Raw genomic sequence first — 16,001 nt, 5'->3', positions numbered from 1 at the left:
CACGGCGTCCCCCGACGCACCGCCGAGTCTAGACAGCCGTTGATCAGCAGCTCCGGACGCTCCGCCGACGTCGTCATCCGGCCTGGCCGGTCAGCGAGACGCCGCCGTCGCAGACGATGGTCTGCCCGGTGATCCAACTGGCGTCGTCGGAGGCCAGGAAGGCGACCGCGCCCGCCACGTCCGACGGCAGACCGAGGCGCCCGAGCGGATATCTCGCGGCGACCTCGGCCTCCCGCCCGTCGTAGAGGGCGGCGGCGAAGCGGGTCTTCACCACGCCGGGAGCGACCGCGTTGACCCGCACCGTCGGCCCCAGCTCCACGGCGAGGCTGGCGGTGAGGTGGTTGAGCGCGGCCTTGCTGACCCCGTAGCAGGCGATGCCGGGCGACGGGGCGAGCCCGGCGATCGACGAGACGTTGACGACGCAGCCGCCGCGCTCGCTCATGCCGGTGGCGCAGACCTCCTGCACCCAGCCCAGCGCGGCGACCACGTTCACGTCGAGGATCTTGCGGGCGGCGGCCAGATCCAGCTCGACCAGCGGGCCGTGCACCGGGTTGATGCCGGTGTTGTTCACCAGCAGGTCCACCGGCCCGAACGCCGCGCCCACCTGGTGCACCGCGGCGGCCCGGTGCTCGGGATCGTCGGCCCGGCCCGGCACCGCCACCGCGTGTGTCGGACCGCCGAGAGTGGCGACCGCCTCGGCCAGCCCTTCCGGGCGGCGGGCGGTCAGACCCACCCGCGCGCCTTCGGCGACGAGGCGTTGGGCGATGGCCAGCCCGATCCCCCGACTGGCGCCGGTAACGATGGCGACCCGGCCCACGAGTCGGCCCGAATATGCATTCACGGTGCAGATAGTAGGAGCGTCGATCGGTATCGGTCAACGCCTCCGACAATCGGTCGGCGGGCCGCTCGGGCAGCACGCGCGCAGCAGTCCGACCGGGCGTGGTCAGGAGAAACCACGTCCGGTCGGACGTCAGGCTGGGGGCTCAGGAGACTGTCGGCACCCCGTTCGCCGGCGGCGCGGCCGGGGTCGCCGCGTACTCGTTGACCGCCCCGTCCGCCTCGTCCGTCTCGTACGCCGGCCCGAAGTAGGTCTGCACTCCCCCGCTCACCCGGCTCAACCGCTGGCCGCCGTACCCGGAGTGATCCTTGGCGGAGAAGCGCAGCGGCACCAGCCCGGGGCCCTGGAAGCCACCCTTCTGCACGGCCTCCAGCACCTTCTCCCGGGTGAGGTCCTTGCCGGCGGCGAGCAGCGTCTGCACGAAGAGATAGCCGACCGACATGCCGTAGACGGTGTTGCCGTCGAACGGCGCGTCCCCGTTGTGCTCCTTGTTGACCTTCATGAAGAGCTGGATCCACGGGTTCGCGGTGTCGTTCTGCATCGGCAGGTAGTTGGTGCCGACCATGCCCTCCAGCAGCGGCGCGGCGGCGCCGAGCTGCTTGGCCAGGGTCGGGTGGTCGGCGCCGACGTTGGAGACCAGCCACTGCGGCTTGAAGCCCAGCCGTGCCGCCGTGCCGACGGAGAGCGCGGTGAAGCCCGGCACTGTGGCGAGCACGACGACCTGGCAACCAGCCGCCTTGAACGCGCCGATCTGCGGCGCCACATTGGTGTTGCTGGTGACGTACGTCTGCTTGACCGCCACGGCGCCGGGGCCGAGCACCTTCTCCACGCCGGCCAGGCTGTCCCGGCCGAAGTCGTCGTCCTGACCGAGGAAGCAGACCTTCTGCCCGGCCAGATTCGTCTTCGCGTAGTTGGCGAGGATCTTGCCCTCGACCGTGTAGTCCGGGTTGAACCCGAACGTGCCCGGATACTTGTCCGGCTGGTCCCAGCTGCGGCTGCCGGAGGCGACGAAGAGGTCTGGCACCCGGTTGCTCTTGAGGAAGTCGAGCACACCGGTGTGCGTCGGCGTGCCCAGACCATTGAGGACGGCGAAGACCTTGTCCTGCAGGACGAGCTGACGGACCACCTGCTGGGTGTTAGCCGGGTTGTAGCCGTCGTCCATGATCTTGTAGGTGATCTTGCGGCCGTGCACTCCGCCGTTGGCGTTGACGTAGTCGAAGTACGCCTTCGTCGCCGGGGCGATCTTCGAGTAGCCGGCCGAGGCCGGACCGGTCAGCGGCATGTGGGTGCCGACGACGATCTCGCTGGCGGTGACACCCGGCACCGACGCCCCGCCGGAGCCGGGGCCGTCGTCGCCGCTACAGCCGGCTGCGGTGATGAGCAGGGCAAGGGTGCTGGCGATCGCGAGGCCGCGATGCGCTTTACGGTGCATGGGAAACACCGACCTTTCTCGGTCCGGTTGTCTGTGGGAACGGTGTGGTGGTGGGGCGCCCGGCCGAGGCCGGACCGAGGACAGCTCAGGAACGCCGGATCGGCCGCCTGGCCAGCAACGCCCGGCCGAGACGCGACAGCAGACCCTGCACACCGCCGGGGGCGGCGATCATGACGACGATCAGGGTGAGACCGAAGATCGCCAGGGGGAGGTTGCCCTCCAGCCGCTGTGCCACAGCGGGCGAGAGCGTGAGCATCTCGGTGACCGAGTGGGTCAGATCGGGCAGGGCGACCAGCAGGACGGCCCCCCACAACGCGCCGGTCAGTCGACCCAGGCCGCCGATCACCACGGCCATCAGCAGGAACAGCGACAGGGTCAGCGAGAACGCCCCGGGTGAGACGCTCTGCGCGAGCACCGCCAGCAGCGCGCCGCCGAGCCCGGCGGTGGCCGCGCTGACCACGAACGCGAGGACCTGGGTGCGGGCCACGTGGATGCCGGCGAGGCGGGCCGCCACCTCGTCGTCGCGGACCGCCCGGAAGGTACGCCCGTACCGGCTGCGGATCAGGTTCGCCAACAGCAGCAGCGCGAGCAGGGTGGCCGCGCCGGTGACCCAGAGCTGCCACCGCTCGTACGGGAAGTACGCACCGAGCGACAACGGCGGCGGCTCCACCGGCACCGACAGCCCCTGCTCGCCGTTGAACACACCGTCGAAGGTGACCGCCAGCGCCGGCACCACCACGGCCACCGCGAGGGTTACCCCGGCCAGATAGGGGCCGCGCAGCCGGGCCGCGGCCACACCGACCACCGCGCCCACCGCGACAGTGCTGACGATCGCCGCACCCAGCGACAGCGGCAACAGCCAGCCGCCGGTCATTCCCCGGTCGGCGAACGCGGTCTGGCACAGCGCCACTGTGTACGCCCCGGTGGCCATCAGCGCGCCGTGACCGAGCGACAGTTGACCGTTGAGCCCGGTGAGGACGGTCAGCCCGGCGGTCGCGCAGAGGTAGGCGGCCACCGTGGCGAGCTGGAAGTTGCGGAACGGCTCGACGGCGTAGCTGACCGCCACCAGCAGCAACCCGGCCGCCAGCACCACAGCGAGGTGGCGCAGCAGTGTGGAGCCGCGTCGTCGGTCGACAGGTCGGCCGCCCGGGTCGTCGAGCTGCTGTTTCGGCGGCACTGCCGCCCTCGTGGCGCTCACACCCGCCTCGCCGCGACCGGGGCGAACAGCCCACCGGGCCGGACCAGCAGCACCGCCAGCAGCAGGACCAGCACCGCGAGCGGGGTGAGGTCACTGCCGGCGTAGCCGCTCACGTAGGAGAGCAGTAAGCCCACCACCAGACCACCGACCACAGCCCCCGGTGGGCTGTCCAGCCCGCCGACCACCGCCGCGGTGAACGCCGAGACGAACACCAGGTCCATCGCGTGCGGGTGCAGGCCCAACTCGGTCGGCAGGACCAGCATGGCGGCCAGCGCGCCCACCCCGGAGGCGAGCGCCCAGCCGAGGGTCAGCATCCCACCGACGTTGACCCCGAGCAGCCGGGAGACCTCCGGAGCGAAGGCCGCCGCGCGCATCCGCAACCCCACCGGGGTACGCGCGAACATCCAGGCCAGGCCGCTGACCACCACGCCGATCGTGGCGAAGACGAACAGGTCGTACGGGGACAGCACGGCGACCCCGCCCACGGTGAGGGCGGACCTGCTGAACGGGGCCTCGGCGGGACGGAACTCACTGCCGTACACCATGCCGAGGACGGCCTGGATCAGCAGCACCAGCCCGAGCGCGACGATCACCGGGTTGAGCGGTGAGGCGTGATCGACGTGTCGCATCACCACCCGGTCCACCAGCGCACCGAGCAGCAGACCGGCAACGATCGCGACAACGAAGCCCAGCCAGTAGGAACCGGTAGCGGTGCTGACGGTGTAGGCGACGTACGCGGCGGCGACGGCCATCGCCCCCTGGGCGAAGTTGACGACCCGCGCCGCCCGCCAGATGAGCACCAGGGCCAGTGCGAACGCGGCGTACACAGCGCCCCGGGACAGGCCGTCGACGGTGAGGAAGACGAAGCGGTCCAACAGTTCTCCCTCCGGGGGACGAGGTGGTGGTGGTCAGAAACCGAGGTACGCGTGGCGCAGGTCGACGTCGTCGCGCAGCTGCGCCGCCGGGGCGGCGATCACCACCCGACCGAGGGACATCACGACGCCCTGGTCGGCGACGGCGAGCGCGCTACGCACGTTCTGCTCGACCAGCAGGACGGTCAGGCCGGTGCGGTCACGCAGTTGGCGGAGCAGGGCCATGGTCCGGGCGACCACCCGTGGCGCCAGGCCGAGCGACGGCTCGTCCAACAGCAGCAGACGGGGTCGGCCGACCAGGGCCCGACCGAGCGCGAGCATCTGCCGCTCACCGCCGGAGAGCTGGTGACCGAGGTGTCGGCGGCGTCGGGCCAGTGGCTCGAAGAGCTGGTAGACCTCGTCGAGGGCCCGCCCCGCGTCGGCCCGGTCGCGCCGCCACAACCCGCCCAGCCGCAGGTTCTCGTCGACGGTCAGCTCGCTGATCACGCCCCGGCCCTCCGGGACGTGCGCCATGCCGCGTCGGACGAGCTGCTCCACCGGCGTACCGCGAAGGTCTTCCCCGGCCAGCAGGACCTGGCCGGAGGCCGGGCGGATCATGCCGGAGAGCGCGCGCAGGAGAGTGGTCTTGCCGGCGCCGTTGGCGCCGACGACAGCGGCGATGGTGCCGGCCGGGACGGTGAGGTCGATCGCCCGCAACACGGGCGCGGCGCCGTAACCGGCGACCAGCCCCCGCACGACGAGCAGGTCGGTCGTGGTCATGGGGAGACCTCTTCCTCGACGGTGGCACCGAGGTACGCGTCGGTGACCGCGGGGTCGTCGCGGATCTCGTCAGGGGTGCCGGCGGCGATGACCCGGCCGAAGTCGAGCACCACGAGTTCGTCGCAGACGGCCATCACCAGGTCCATGTGGTGCTCGACCAGGAGCACGGCACAGGGGTCGGTGTCCCGCCGGGGCAGTTGCCGGACCAGCTCCGCCAGCTCGGCGATGTCGTCCGCGCCGAGGCCACCGGCCGGCTCGTCGAGCAGGAGCAGCCGGGGCCGGGCGGCGAGCGCGCGGGCCAGGGCGACCCGCTGGCGTACGGCGAAGGGCAGGGTGGTCGGCGCGGCCTCGGCGTGCTCGGCGATGCCCAGCTCGTCGAGGATGGCCAACGCGTCCCCGCGGAGCCGACGCTCGTCGCGGTCGCTGGCCGGCAGACCGAGCAGCGCCGGGACGAAGCCGGCACGGGCGGTGTGCGAGGCGCCGGTCATCACGTTCTCCAGGACGCTGAGCCCGGCGAAGAGCCCGGTGCCCTGCAAGGTCCGGGCGATGCCGAGCCGGGTCAGCCGGTGCGGCCGTGGCCGCAGCGGCCGGCCGTCGAGGGTGAGCGAACCCGTCTCCGGTGCGACGAAGCCGCAGATCACGTTGAACAGCGTGGTCTTGCCGGCGCCGTTGGGCCCGATGACGCCCACCACCCGGTTGGGTGGCACCCGCAGGGACACGTCGTCGAGGGCGGTGAGGCCGCCGAAACGGACGCCGATGTGGTGCAGTTCGAGGCCGCGCTCCATCACCCATCCCTCTGTCGTGGCGGGTGTTTATTTACACTCGCAGTGTACGTTTCTCGGGTTTGGCGTCAAGACCTTCAATCCCCCTGCACGCAGGCGGACGGGGCGGTCGCCAGCGGCGACCGCCCCGTGACCGCCGTCAGGCGCTCGGGCAGGTGTTGCGATACTCCTCGATCTGCGAGCCGCTCGGGCCGGGGCAGAGGAACTGCTCGTAGCGGGTGTCGTCGTCGACGAACCGCTTCAACCAGGCCACCATCTGCCGCGCGGTCGGCGTGTTGGTGGTCTGCGGGAAGAAGTGGCTCGCCCCGTTCAGCTCCAGGTACGCCTTCTCGGCGGAGGCCGGGATGCTGTTGTAGAAGGGCACCGAGTGCGACCCGACCGGCGCGACGGTGTCGCTCTCGCCGCCGATGATCAGCGTGGGCACCCGCAGCTCGGACCAGCTCTTGTCCGTGTTCCACGGCGCCAGCGGCACCGCTGCCTGCAACGAGGGTCGCGACGAGGCCGCCTCCAGGCTGCCCCCACCACCCATGGAGTGGCCGGCCACCGCGAGTCGACTGCTGTCGATCCGAGTGCGCACCGAGCTGCGCTGGGTGAGGTAGTCCAGCGCGGCCAGCAACTGCCGACCCCGGCTGTCCGGCTGGTCCAGCCGACTGTTGGTCTCGATGCCGATCACCACGAAGCCGTGCGAGGCGATCCGCGGTCCGAGCCAGCTGATGCTGGACCAGGCGGCGGTGTAACCGGGCGAGATGGCGATGGCGCCGAAGGTGCCCTCGCTGGTGCTGGTCGGGTAGTAGATGACGCCGCCGCCGAAGCCGGTGACGCTCAGCGAGGACACGCTCTGCGAGGACGTCGCGAACGGGCCGCGGCTGGCCTCCAGGATCGAGGTGGTCGGGGCGGGGCCCCGCTCGTACGGGCCGGCGGCCTGGGCGGCACCGGAGGATCCGGCCACGACGCCGCCGGCGGCCAGGACGGCGGCCAGCGCGAGACGGGTGGCACGGGCTGCGACGGAACGGGGACGGGTGGTGGTTGGTGAGGACACGTCGGGCACTCCCTAAAGTCGAGGGATATCGACGTGTGTCAGTTTTGGCTGCTCGGCCGATCCCGGCATCGGCGAAATCACCAGTCCCGGCGCAGGATGCCGAGATGAGTCGTGTTTCGACCCTCTGACCTGGGGTAGCAGGGCAGGCGCCGGCCCGCACACGCGCCATGGAGAGGTTCATTCAGTGGATTCCAGCAAGCCCGCCGAGGCGGTCAAGAACGCCGTGAAGACCGCCTCAGGAAAGATCGCCGACGCCCTCACCCCGGATGTCCCCGGTGCGCCGGGGAGCGCGCCACCGCCGCTCGAGGAGCCGACGACGCCGCACGACCCGCTGCCGCCGAAGCCGGAACAGGGTGCGCCGCAGACGCGCACGCCGACCGGCGCGGAGACCGGCGCGCCGACGACCGCGAACGGTCAGCAGGGGGCCTACCTCACGACCGCGAACGGGGCGCGGCTGCGCGACACCGACCACTCGCTCAAGGCCGGCCCGCGCGGCCCGGTGCTCCTGCAGGACCACCACCTACGCGAGAAGATCACGCACTTCGACCACGAACGCATTCCGGAGCGCGTGGTGCACGCCCGGGGCGCCGGCGCGCACGGTGTGTTCACCGCGTACGGCACCGCCGAGGCGGTCACCAGGGCCGGCTTCCTCAAGAAGGGGCGCGAGACCGACGTCTTCGTCAGGTTCTCCACGGTCCTCGGTTCGCGGGGTTCGGCCGACACGGTCCGCGACACCCGTGGCTTCGCCACGAAGTTCTACACCGACGAGGGCACCTTCGACCTGGTCGGCAACAACATCCCGGTCTTCTTCATCCAGGACGCGATCAAGTTCCCGGACATCATCCACGCCGGCAAGCCGCACCCCGACCGGGAGATCCCGCAGGCGCAGAGCGCCCACGACACCTTCTGGGACTTCGTGTCGCTGCACACCGAGGCGCAGCACCACACCATCTGGAACATGTCCGACCGGGGCATTCCGCGTTCGTACCGGACGATGGAGGGCTTCGGCGTGCACACCTTCCGCCTCGTCAACGAGGCCGGGGAGACGGTGCTGGCCAAGTTCCACTGGAAGCCGAAGCTGGGTGTGCACTCGCTGACCTGGGAGGAGGCGCAGCTGATCGGCGGCATCGACCCGGACTTCCACCGCCGCGACCTCTACGACGCGATCGAGGCCGGCGCTTACCCCGAGTGGGAGCTGGGCATCCAGGTCTTTCCGGACACGCCCGAGGAGACCTTCGCCGGCATCGACCTGCTCGACCCGACGAAGATCGTGCCGGAGGAGTTGGCCGAGGTGCAGCCGGTCGGGAGGCTGGTGCTCAACCGGACGCCGACGAACTTCTTCGCCGAGACCGAACAGGTCGCCTTCCACCTCGGTCACCTGCCCCCGGGCATCGACGTCACGAACGACCCGCTGTTGCAGGGCCGGCTCTTCTCGTACGTCGACACGCAGCTCACCCGGCTGGGCGGGCCGAACTTCACGCAGATCCCGATCAACCGCCCGCACGCCGCCGTGAACGACATGCTGCGCGACGGCTTCCACCAGCACGCCGTGCACGCGGGCGTCGCACCGTACCGGCCGAACTCGCTCGACGGTGGCAACCCGTTCCCCGCCGGGGATGCCGAGCGCGCCTTCGTCGACGTGCCGGTCACTGTCGCGCAGGCACCGAAGGTCCGCGCGAACCCGGCCTCGTTCGACGACCACTACAGCCAGGTCCGCCTGTTCTGGCTGAGCATGTCGCCGGTCGAGAAGCAACACATCATCCGGGCGTACACCTTCGAGTTGGGCAAGTGCTACCACCAGGCGATCAAGGAGCGTCAGCTGCAGAGCCTCGCCAACATCGACCCGGTGCTGTGCGAGCAGGTCGCGACCGGCCTCGGCCTGCCCGTGCCGCAGCCGACAGTGCCGCTCCCCGACGTCACGCCCAGCCCGGCGCTGTCCCAGGTCGGTCGGGAGTGGCCGAGTGACGGCCGCATCGTCGGAATCGTGGTCGACCCCGAGGGCGACCTGGACGGCGTCGACGAGGTCCGCCGGGCCGTGTTCGACGCCGGCATGGTGCCGCTGCTGATCGCCCCGCACGGCGGCATGGTGGGCGACCTGCCGGTGCAGCGCACCTTCGCCACCGGCCGGTCGGTCGAGTTCGACGCGGTCCTGCTGGCCGGAGCGCCGGCACCCGCACCGGATGCCCTGCCCGCCCGCGACGCCAAGGCGGGCAGTCCGGCCCCGGCCACGGTGGATCCCCGCGTGCTGCTGCTCGTCGAGGAGTGCTGGCGGCACGCCAAGGCGATCGGCGCCTGGGGCGCCGGGGTCACGGTGCTGGAGCAGACCGGCGTCGCCGGCACCCCGGGCGTCGTGGCGGCGGGCTCGGGCGCCGAGGCGCTGACCGCGGTGCAGCAGTTGATGGCCGCGCACCGGGTGTGGGAACGGTTCCCCGCCGCGGTCGCCTGACCCAACCATCGACGAGGGTCGTCCTCCGCACCACCGGGAGGGCGGCCCTCGTCGGTGTCCAGGCGCTAACGCCGGGTCCACTGAAGATGGCTCGTGCCGGCGCTACAGCTCCGCTGCTCGATCATCGCGCCGTTCGCGGTGCTCCGGCCGACAGTGCCCAGGCACAGTCCGCTGTGGGCGTTGACGAGCTGCCGGGCCTCGTTCAGGGTGAACTGTTGCGCCGGGGTCGTGTTGCAGGTGGTGAGCTGGATCGCCGCCCCGGCCTCACTGGACGCGCCGAGCACGTCCAGGCAACGCCCACCCAACTGCACGCTCCCGTCCGACCGCATCGCCCAGAGCTGGTGGGAGGCGCGGTCGTCCCGGCAGTCCCAGATTCCGAGCCGGACCGGGTCGGGCGAGTTCGGCGCGCTGACGTCCAGGCACCGGTTGCTCGCCACCCCGACGAGCCGGCTGCCTGCGCGCGCCGGGGGCACGCTCGGCGTCGGCGACACTCGACGGTCCGGCGTGGCGGACGGGGTCACCCCGCCCGCCGTCGACGCCGGCCGGAAGCCCGTGGTGATCTCCCGGAACGCGTCCGCCCCGGCCACCGCCCAGGCGGACTCGGGTGTCAACCAGGCGATGCGGTAACCCTGACGCTTACCAGTCGTGAAGGCGCGCTGGCGCCCGTGCATAGCGGTACCCGCGTCGCTGGTGTAGACCCACTCCAGGTCGGCGGCCTTGAGCTGGTAGTTGACGGCGAGCAGCTCGACCCGGCGGTAGTCGCGGTACCGCTCGGTCACGGTCGGGCCGCCCAGTTCGGCCAACGGGTCGCTGCGCGGCGAGTCGGTCGGGCTGACGACCAGCATCCGTTCGCCGCCCGGCTCGTGGAGTTCGACCTGCTGGCCGCGTCGGACGATCCGCCAGTCGCGCGGAGCCGGCACGGAGAAGCCGCTGCTGTCCCGGTAGACCGACCACGAGATCGGCCGGAGCGCAGCGGTCGTCGGTGCGGCACCGGGCGTCGACGGCGCGCCCGGCACGGCGGCGTCCACCAGTTCGGCCCCTCCCCCGGCCGGCCGCGACGCACGGCGGGTGGCCAGCGGAACCCCGACCGCCAGGCCGAGCGCGACCAGAGCCGCGAGGCCACCGACAAGCCAGGTCCGCCGTCGTCGGGCCGGCCCCGGACGCCCGCCGTCCGCCGTCACCGCGTCCGACGACGGGGGTACGTCGGGCGCGCCGACCGGACGGGACGTGATCGCCGCCGGTGCGGGCGCGACGGGCGCCGTGCGCCACGTCACCGCGATGGGCGGCCGCGGTGCGCCGTCCAGCGCCGCCCGGAGCAACTGCTCGGCCGCGTCGGCGTCCATCCGCTCGGCCGGGTCCTTGCGCAGCAGACCGGCCAGCACCGGCGCGAGCGGTCCCGCCCGTCGCGCTGCGGGCGGTGGCTCGGTGACCAGCGCGGTGAGGCTCATCAGACTCGACGGCCGGGCGTACGGCGACTGGCCCTCGACGGCGGCGTACAGGGTCGCGCCGAGAGACCAGAAATCCCCCTCCGGACCCACGGTGCCCCGCATGGCCCGCTCGGGAGAGACGTACGCGGGCGAGCCGAGGACCACACCGCTGAGGGTCAGGTTCACGTCCTCGACGGCGGTGGCCAGGCCGAAGTCGGTGAGCACGATCCGGCCGTCCGCGCCGACGAGGATGTTTGCCGGCTTGACGTCGCGGTGCATGATCCCGGCGCGGTGGGCAGCGCGAAGCGCGCCGAGCACGGCCAGCCCGATCTCGGCCGCCCGCACCGGCGGAACGGGGCCGTCGGTGGTGATGGTGTCGTGCAGCGAACGGGACGGCACGTACTCCATCACGATCTGCGGGTCGCCGTCGGCACTCAACAGCACATCGAAGACCCGGACGACGTTGACATGGTCGAGTTGTGCGATTGCCCGGGCCTCTCGCAGCGACCGGACCCGCAATTCCTGGCGCGCCTCAATGGTCAGGCCGGGAGGCGGAACGATTTCCTTGATGGCGACGTCGCGTTGCAGCATTCGGTCGCGGGCTTTCCACACTCGACCCATTCCGCCCTGGCCGATGAGCTCGGCGACGTCATACCGATCGGTAACAAGAAGCGGTAACATCTGCGACACCCGGAGAGGCTACCTGGCACGTCGCCGGACAATTTCCGGCAGTCGAAGCGAACCACCGTGTGTGATCCGGCTCATCCCCGCCGGAAAGGTCGTTTGTGGAGCCGAGGCCGGTGCGGGCGCACCGTTGAGCCATCCGGAATTGGCTTCTTGTTCACAATGGCGCCCGCACCAGTAGCGGCGAAATCAGCCGACGTCGGCCAACCGGGGCAGCACCTCGTCGCCGAGCCGCTGGGCGAACTCGATCGGGTCCCGATCCGGCGTCACCTGCACCTCGCTCACCCCGAGCGCGGCGTACTCGGACACCTCGGCGAGGAACGCGTCAGTGTCGTCCAGCGGCGCCTGGGAGGCGACCACCGTCTTCTCGATGGTGTCGTAGTCGCGGCCCTCGGCGGCGCAGTGCCCGCGCAGCACATCCAGCTTTCGCGCGATGTCGTCGATGCCGCCGCGGCCGAAGAGGTTGCAGGCGTCGGCGTAGCGGGCCACCAGCAGCAATGTCTTCTTCTCACCGCCACCACCGATCATGATGGGCGGGTGCGGGCGGCTCAACGGCTGCGGCGAGTTGATGGTCTCGGCGAGCTGGTAGTGCTTGCCGTTGAACGGGCCGTCGTCGGCACTCCACATCTGCCGGCAGATGCGCAGCGTCTCCTCCAAGCGCTCGAACCGCTCGGCCACCGGGACGACCGGCACACCCAGCCCGAGCTGCTCCCGCTCGTACCACGAGGCGCCGATGCCGAGGCGGGCCCGGCCGCCGGAGAGCACGTCGAGGGTCGTCACGGTCTTGGCGAGCAACCCCGGATACCTGTACATCACACCGGTGACCAGCACACCCAGCGTCATCCGCTGAGTCGTCGCCGCGACGTAGCCCAGCGTGGTGTACGCCTCCAGCATCGGCTCCTCGGCCGCGAACACCGCGTCCATCTGGAAGAAGTGGTCCATCACCGTGAACGACGCGACGCCGGCCTGCTCGGCGATGGCCGCCGTCTGCGCCAGGGTCGGTGCGATAGCGGCCGGGTCGGCCGGGATCGAGTAGTTCCAGTAGTGCAGCCCGAGCTTCATGTTCGGCACCTCCGCAACGAGCCTAGTGCCGTCCGGCGTCCGCCGGGGGCGGCTCGGAACTGCCTACGAATCGGGTCCGACGGCGTCCATTACCGAACCATGACAATTCGTGGATCACGTGCGGATATCCGGCTGGCAGCTTTCGGTGAGTGATCCAACAGCTGTCTTCCACCGAATCCCGGCCCGCCGAGCAGGAGCCCGACGCGACGCGCGTCCGGTTCCGTCACCGACCGAGGGCCACCCCTGCGGTGGGACGCCCGCAGCGGGCCGAATGGGCCGACGCCGCGAAGGGCGTCTGCATCATCCTCGTCGTCCTGTGGCACGTCGTCGTGAAGGACTACCTCCAGATCGACTGGCACGTCGGCGTACCGGTGCCGGGCTTCTGGGGAACGCTGGGTGAGCAGTTCCTTCCGCTGCGGATGCCGCTGTTCTTCACCATCTCGGGCGTCTTCGCGGCGAACGCCGCCCAGCGGCCGTGGCGGGTCGTCGCCCGCAGCCGGATCGCCGGGTTCCTCTACCTGTACGCCGTCTGGCTGCTGATCCACACGGCGGTCCTCGCCGCCGCACCGGAACTGCCGACCGACCGCGCCACCTCGGCGCTCGGCCTGCTGGAGCAGCTCACCATCACACCGTCCAACCTCTGGTACCTGTACGCCCTGGCGCTGTACTTCACGATCGCCAAGGTGACCCGTCGGGCGCCCCAGGCGCTGGTCCTGGTCCCCGCCGCCGCGCTGTCCGCCGTCGCCGCCGCCGGCCTGCTCGACACTCCGGGCAACCGCGCCGGCCTCTACCAGAACCTGGTCTTCTTCCTCGCCGGCCTGTACCTGCGGGAGCAGATCCAGCGGTGGGCCGCCACCGCCAGCCGCCGCCGGCTGTTGCTCACCGCGGGCGGCTACGTCCTGGCGCTCGCCGCGATGGCGGTGACCGGCGCCCAGCAGTGGTTCGGGGTGTGGCCGGCGGTCTCCGTGGTGGCAGTGATCTTCGGCATAACCGCAGCTGCCGGGCTGTCCCGTTGGTCGGCGCTCAGCAAACCGCTGGCTAGGCTCGGCCGCATCACCCTGCCGATCTACGTCATTCACATGCCGGTCCTGGCCCTGCTGCACCGGCTGTTGCTCGTACCGGTCTCCGGGTTGGGTGGGTCCGCTCAGGGCCTGATCGTGCTCGGTTATCCGATTCTGCTGAGCTGTCTGGTGATCGGTCTGAGCCTGGCGATTCACAGTGGGCTGCTGGCGCTTCGCGCGGGCTGGCTGTTCGCGCCGCCCGGCACACGCCGGGTGGAGGCGGCCGGATGAGCGCCCTCGCCGAAGCCCTGGTCGACCTGGACGCGATCGCCGGCAACGTGCGGACGATCGCGTCGGTCACCGGCACCGGACTGATGGCAGTGGTGAAGGCCGACGGGTTCGGCCACGGCGCGGTTCAGGTGGCCCGGGCCGCCCTGCGCGCCGGCGCGGCCTGGCTCGGGGTGACCTCGACGGCCGAGGCGCTGACCCTGCGCGAGGCGGGTGTGACAGCGCCCACGTTGAGCTGGCTGCACGGCGCGGATGACGACTTCGGTATGTTGATCAAGGGCGGTGTCGACGTCGGCGTGTCCACGACGACCCACCTGCACGCCGTCGCCGACGCGGCACGGCTGCTCGGCGTTCCGGCGATGGTGCAGCTCAAGGCGGATACCGGGTTGTCCCGCAACGGGGCCGCCGGGGACGACTGGCCCGAGTTGGTCGGTTGGGCCCGCAAGTACGAACGGGAGGGCGGGATCCGGGTGCGCGGGGTGTGGTCCCACCTCGCCGACGCCGACCTGCCGGGCGCCCCCGCGCTCACCCGTCAGGTGGCGATCTTCGAGGAGGCGCTGCGAACCGCACGGTCGGCCGGTCTGGATCCCGATCTCGTCCACCTGGCCAACTCGGCGGCCGCGCTCTCCGCACCACGCACCCGCTTCGACCTCTGCCGGATCGGGATCGCCCTCTACGGCGTGGACCCGTTCGGCGTGAGTGGTCCGGGCGAGTTCGGGCTGCGCCCCGCGATGACCCTGCGGACGAGCGTGGTCAACGTCAAGAGGGTGCCGGCCGGCACTGGCGTCTCCTACGGGCCCGAGCACGTGACCGGAACACCGACCACCCTCGCGCTGCTGCCGCTCGGTTACGCCGACGGGCTGCCCCGGGCCGCGGGTGGCCGCGCCGCGGTGTGGCTCGCCGGTCGGCGGTGCCCGATCGTCGGGCGCATCGCCATGGACCAGTGCGTGGTCGACGCCGGGGATCTTCCCGTGGCGATCGGCGACCCGGTCGTGGTGTTCGGCCCGGCCGAGGGCGACCAGCGACCTCCGACGGTCGTCGAGTGGGCCCGCTGGGCCGACACCAACCCACACGAGATCTTGACCGGCATCGGGGCCCGGGTGGCCCGCGAGCACCTCCACGGAAGGGCACGGAACTCATGACAACCCGACTGGCAGTGCTGTACGGCGGGCAGAGCGGCGAGCACGACGTGTCCTGCCGCTCGGCGGCGAGCATCCTCGCCCACCTGGACCGTGAGCGGTACCAGGTCACCGAGGTGCTCATCGACCGCGACGGCGGGTGGCATGTCGGCGGCCGACCGACGCCCCTGCCTGCGGCGTTGCGCGTCCTGCGCGCCCAGGACGTGGTGTTCCCGGCCCTGCACGGCCCGTACGGCGAGGACGGCACCGTCTCGTCACTGCTGGAATGGCTCGGCGTGCCGTACGTCGGCAACGGCGTCTTCGCCAGCGCCGCCGGCATGGACAAGGGGGTGACCAAGCGGCTCCTCGCGGCGGAGGGCCTGCGGGTCAGCCCGGGGGTGACCCTGCGTCCCGGTGAGGACCTGTCGCCCGAGGACCGGCGTCGGCTAGAGCTGCCGGTCTTCGTCAAGCCGGCCCGGGCCGGGTCGAGCCTGGGCGTCGTCAGGGTGGACGACTGGCCGGGGGTTCCCGCCGCGCTGGAGCAGGCCCGCCAGGTCGACCCGAAGGTGCTCGTCGAGCAGGGGGCGCGGGGACGCGAGATCGACGTGGCCGTCCTCCAGCACCCGGACGGCCGGGTGCAGGCCGGCCCGCCGCTGGAGATCCGGGTGACCGGCGCCGGCTTCTTCGACTACGACGCGAAGTACGACGGCGGGGCGATCTTCCAGATTCCCGCCCCGCTCGACGCGGCGACCACCGAGGTGCTCCAGGACCGTGCGATCCGCGCCTTCCAGGCCCTCGACTGCCGTGGGCTGCTGCGGGTCGACTTCTTCCTGCCCACCGAGGGGTCACCCGAGCCCATCGTCAACGAGGTCAACACGTTCCCCGGCTTCACTGCCGCGTCCCAGTTCCCGCAGATCTGGCAGCAGGCCGGCATCGGGTTCGCCGCCCTGATCGACATCCTGATCGCCGGTGCGCTGGCCGACCAGGATCACGGCCACCACAGCGGGTTGCCCCGGCAGGCCCGAGCGGTCGACCTGGTCTGAGGCGGTGGTCGG

At 71.5% G+C, this 16,001-nt stretch carries 13 protein-coding genes; 4 read left to right on the top strand and 9 right to left on the bottom strand.

Features of this window, described 5'->3' with window-relative positions; translation table 11 throughout:
- Positions 1-73 precede the first annotated feature (73 nt).
- The 7 genes from NIE79_RS02610 to NIE79_RS02580 form a co-directional block, all read right to left on the bottom strand.
- Positions 74-841 carry an SDR family oxidoreductase gene (locus NIE79_RS02610; protein WP_238676990.1) on the bottom strand — a complete coding sequence of 256 codons (768 nt, stop codon included), beginning with the start codon at positions 839-841 and terminating at the stop codon, positions 74-76.
- A gap of 142 nt (positions 842-983) precedes the next feature.
- On the bottom strand, positions 984-2,270 hold the full coding sequence (locus NIE79_RS02605) for an ABC transporter substrate-binding protein (protein WP_238676989.1): 1,287 nt from the start codon (positions 2,268-2,270) through the stop codon (positions 984-986).
- A gap of 85 nt (positions 2,271-2,355) precedes the next feature.
- On the bottom strand, positions 2,356-3,468 hold the full coding sequence (locus NIE79_RS02600) for a branched-chain amino acid ABC transporter permease (protein ID WP_238676988.1): 1,113 nt from the start codon (positions 3,466-3,468) through the stop codon (positions 2,356-2,358).
- On the bottom strand, positions 3,465-4,343 hold the full coding sequence (locus NIE79_RS02595; protein ID WP_091399163.1) for a branched-chain amino acid ABC transporter permease: 879 nt from the start codon (positions 4,341-4,343) through the stop codon (positions 3,465-3,467). Before NIE79_RS02595 ends, NIE79_RS02600 begins: the two co-directional genes overlap by 4 nt.
- A gap of 33 nt (positions 4,344-4,376) precedes the next feature.
- Positions 4,377-5,099: an ABC transporter ATP-binding protein gene (locus NIE79_RS02590; protein ID WP_238676987.1), complete on the bottom strand. Its 723-nt coding sequence runs from the start codon at positions 5,097-5,099 to the stop codon at positions 4,377-4,379.
- Positions 5,096-5,884: an ABC transporter ATP-binding protein gene (locus NIE79_RS02585; RefSeq protein WP_238676986.1), complete on the bottom strand. Its 789-nt coding sequence runs from the start codon at positions 5,882-5,884 to the stop codon at positions 5,096-5,098. The genes NIE79_RS02590 and NIE79_RS02585 overlap by 4 nt, the downstream gene beginning before the upstream one ends.
- Positions 5,885-6,020: 136 nt before the next feature.
- Positions 6,021-6,920: an alpha/beta hydrolase family protein gene (locus tag NIE79_RS02580; RefSeq protein ID WP_238676985.1), complete on the bottom strand. Its 900-nt coding sequence runs from the start codon at positions 6,918-6,920 to the stop codon at positions 6,021-6,023.
- Positions 6,921-7,104: 184 nt separating this feature from the next.
- Between NIE79_RS02580 and NIE79_RS02575 the strand changes: the two genes are divergently transcribed.
- The gene (locus tag NIE79_RS02575) at positions 7,105-9,366 is read left to right on the top strand and encodes a catalase (RefSeq protein ID WP_308193121.1); all 2,262 of its coding nucleotides are present in this window, start codon (positions 7,105-7,107) and stop codon (positions 9,364-9,366) included.
- 65 nt (positions 9,367-9,431) lie between these two features.
- Here NIE79_RS02575 and NIE79_RS02565 read toward each other — a convergent pair whose 3' ends face one another.
- Positions 9,432-11,483: a serine/threonine protein kinase gene (locus tag NIE79_RS02565; RefSeq protein WP_372471397.1), complete on the bottom strand. Its 2,052-nt coding sequence runs from the start codon at positions 11,481-11,483 to the stop codon at positions 9,432-9,434.
- A 183-nt stretch (positions 11,484-11,666) separates the two neighbouring features.
- Positions 11,667-12,539, bottom strand: a complete 873-nt coding sequence (locus tag NIE79_RS02560) for an LLM class F420-dependent oxidoreductase (RefSeq protein ID WP_238676984.1) — start codon at positions 12,537-12,539, stop codon at positions 11,667-11,669.
- Positions 12,540-12,688: 149 nt separating this feature from the next.
- Here NIE79_RS02560 and NIE79_RS02555 point away from each other — a divergent pair, with 149 nt between their 5' ends.
- From NIE79_RS02555 to NIE79_RS02545, 3 genes are read left to right on the top strand one after another with little or no spacing between them, the layout of a single operon-like run.
- On the top strand, positions 12,689-13,831 hold the full coding sequence (locus tag NIE79_RS02555; RefSeq protein ID WP_238676983.1) for an acyltransferase family protein: 1,143 nt from the start codon (positions 12,689-12,691) through the stop codon (positions 13,829-13,831).
- Entirely contained in the window at positions 13,828-14,970 is a 1,143-nt protein-coding gene (gene alr / locus NIE79_RS02550) for an alanine racemase (protein WP_238676982.1), read from the top strand. Before NIE79_RS02555 ends, alr begins: the two co-directional genes overlap by 4 nt.
- Positions 14,967-15,989, top strand: a complete 1,023-nt coding sequence (locus NIE79_RS02545; protein ID WP_238676981.1) for a D-alanine--D-alanine ligase family protein — start codon at positions 14,967-14,969, stop codon at positions 15,987-15,989. Before alr ends, NIE79_RS02545 begins: the two co-directional genes overlap by 4 nt.
- Positions 15,990-16,001 lie beyond the last annotated feature (12 nt).

The sequence above is a fragment of the Micromonospora trifolii genome, assembly GCF_022229005.1.
In the GTDB taxonomy this organism is placed as follows: Bacteria; Actinomycetota; Actinomycetes; order Mycobacteriales; family Micromonosporaceae; genus Micromonospora; species Micromonospora trifolii.
The sequence above is the reverse complement of the archived record's forward strand: the minus strand, read 5'-3'. Positions and strand labels throughout refer to the sequence as shown.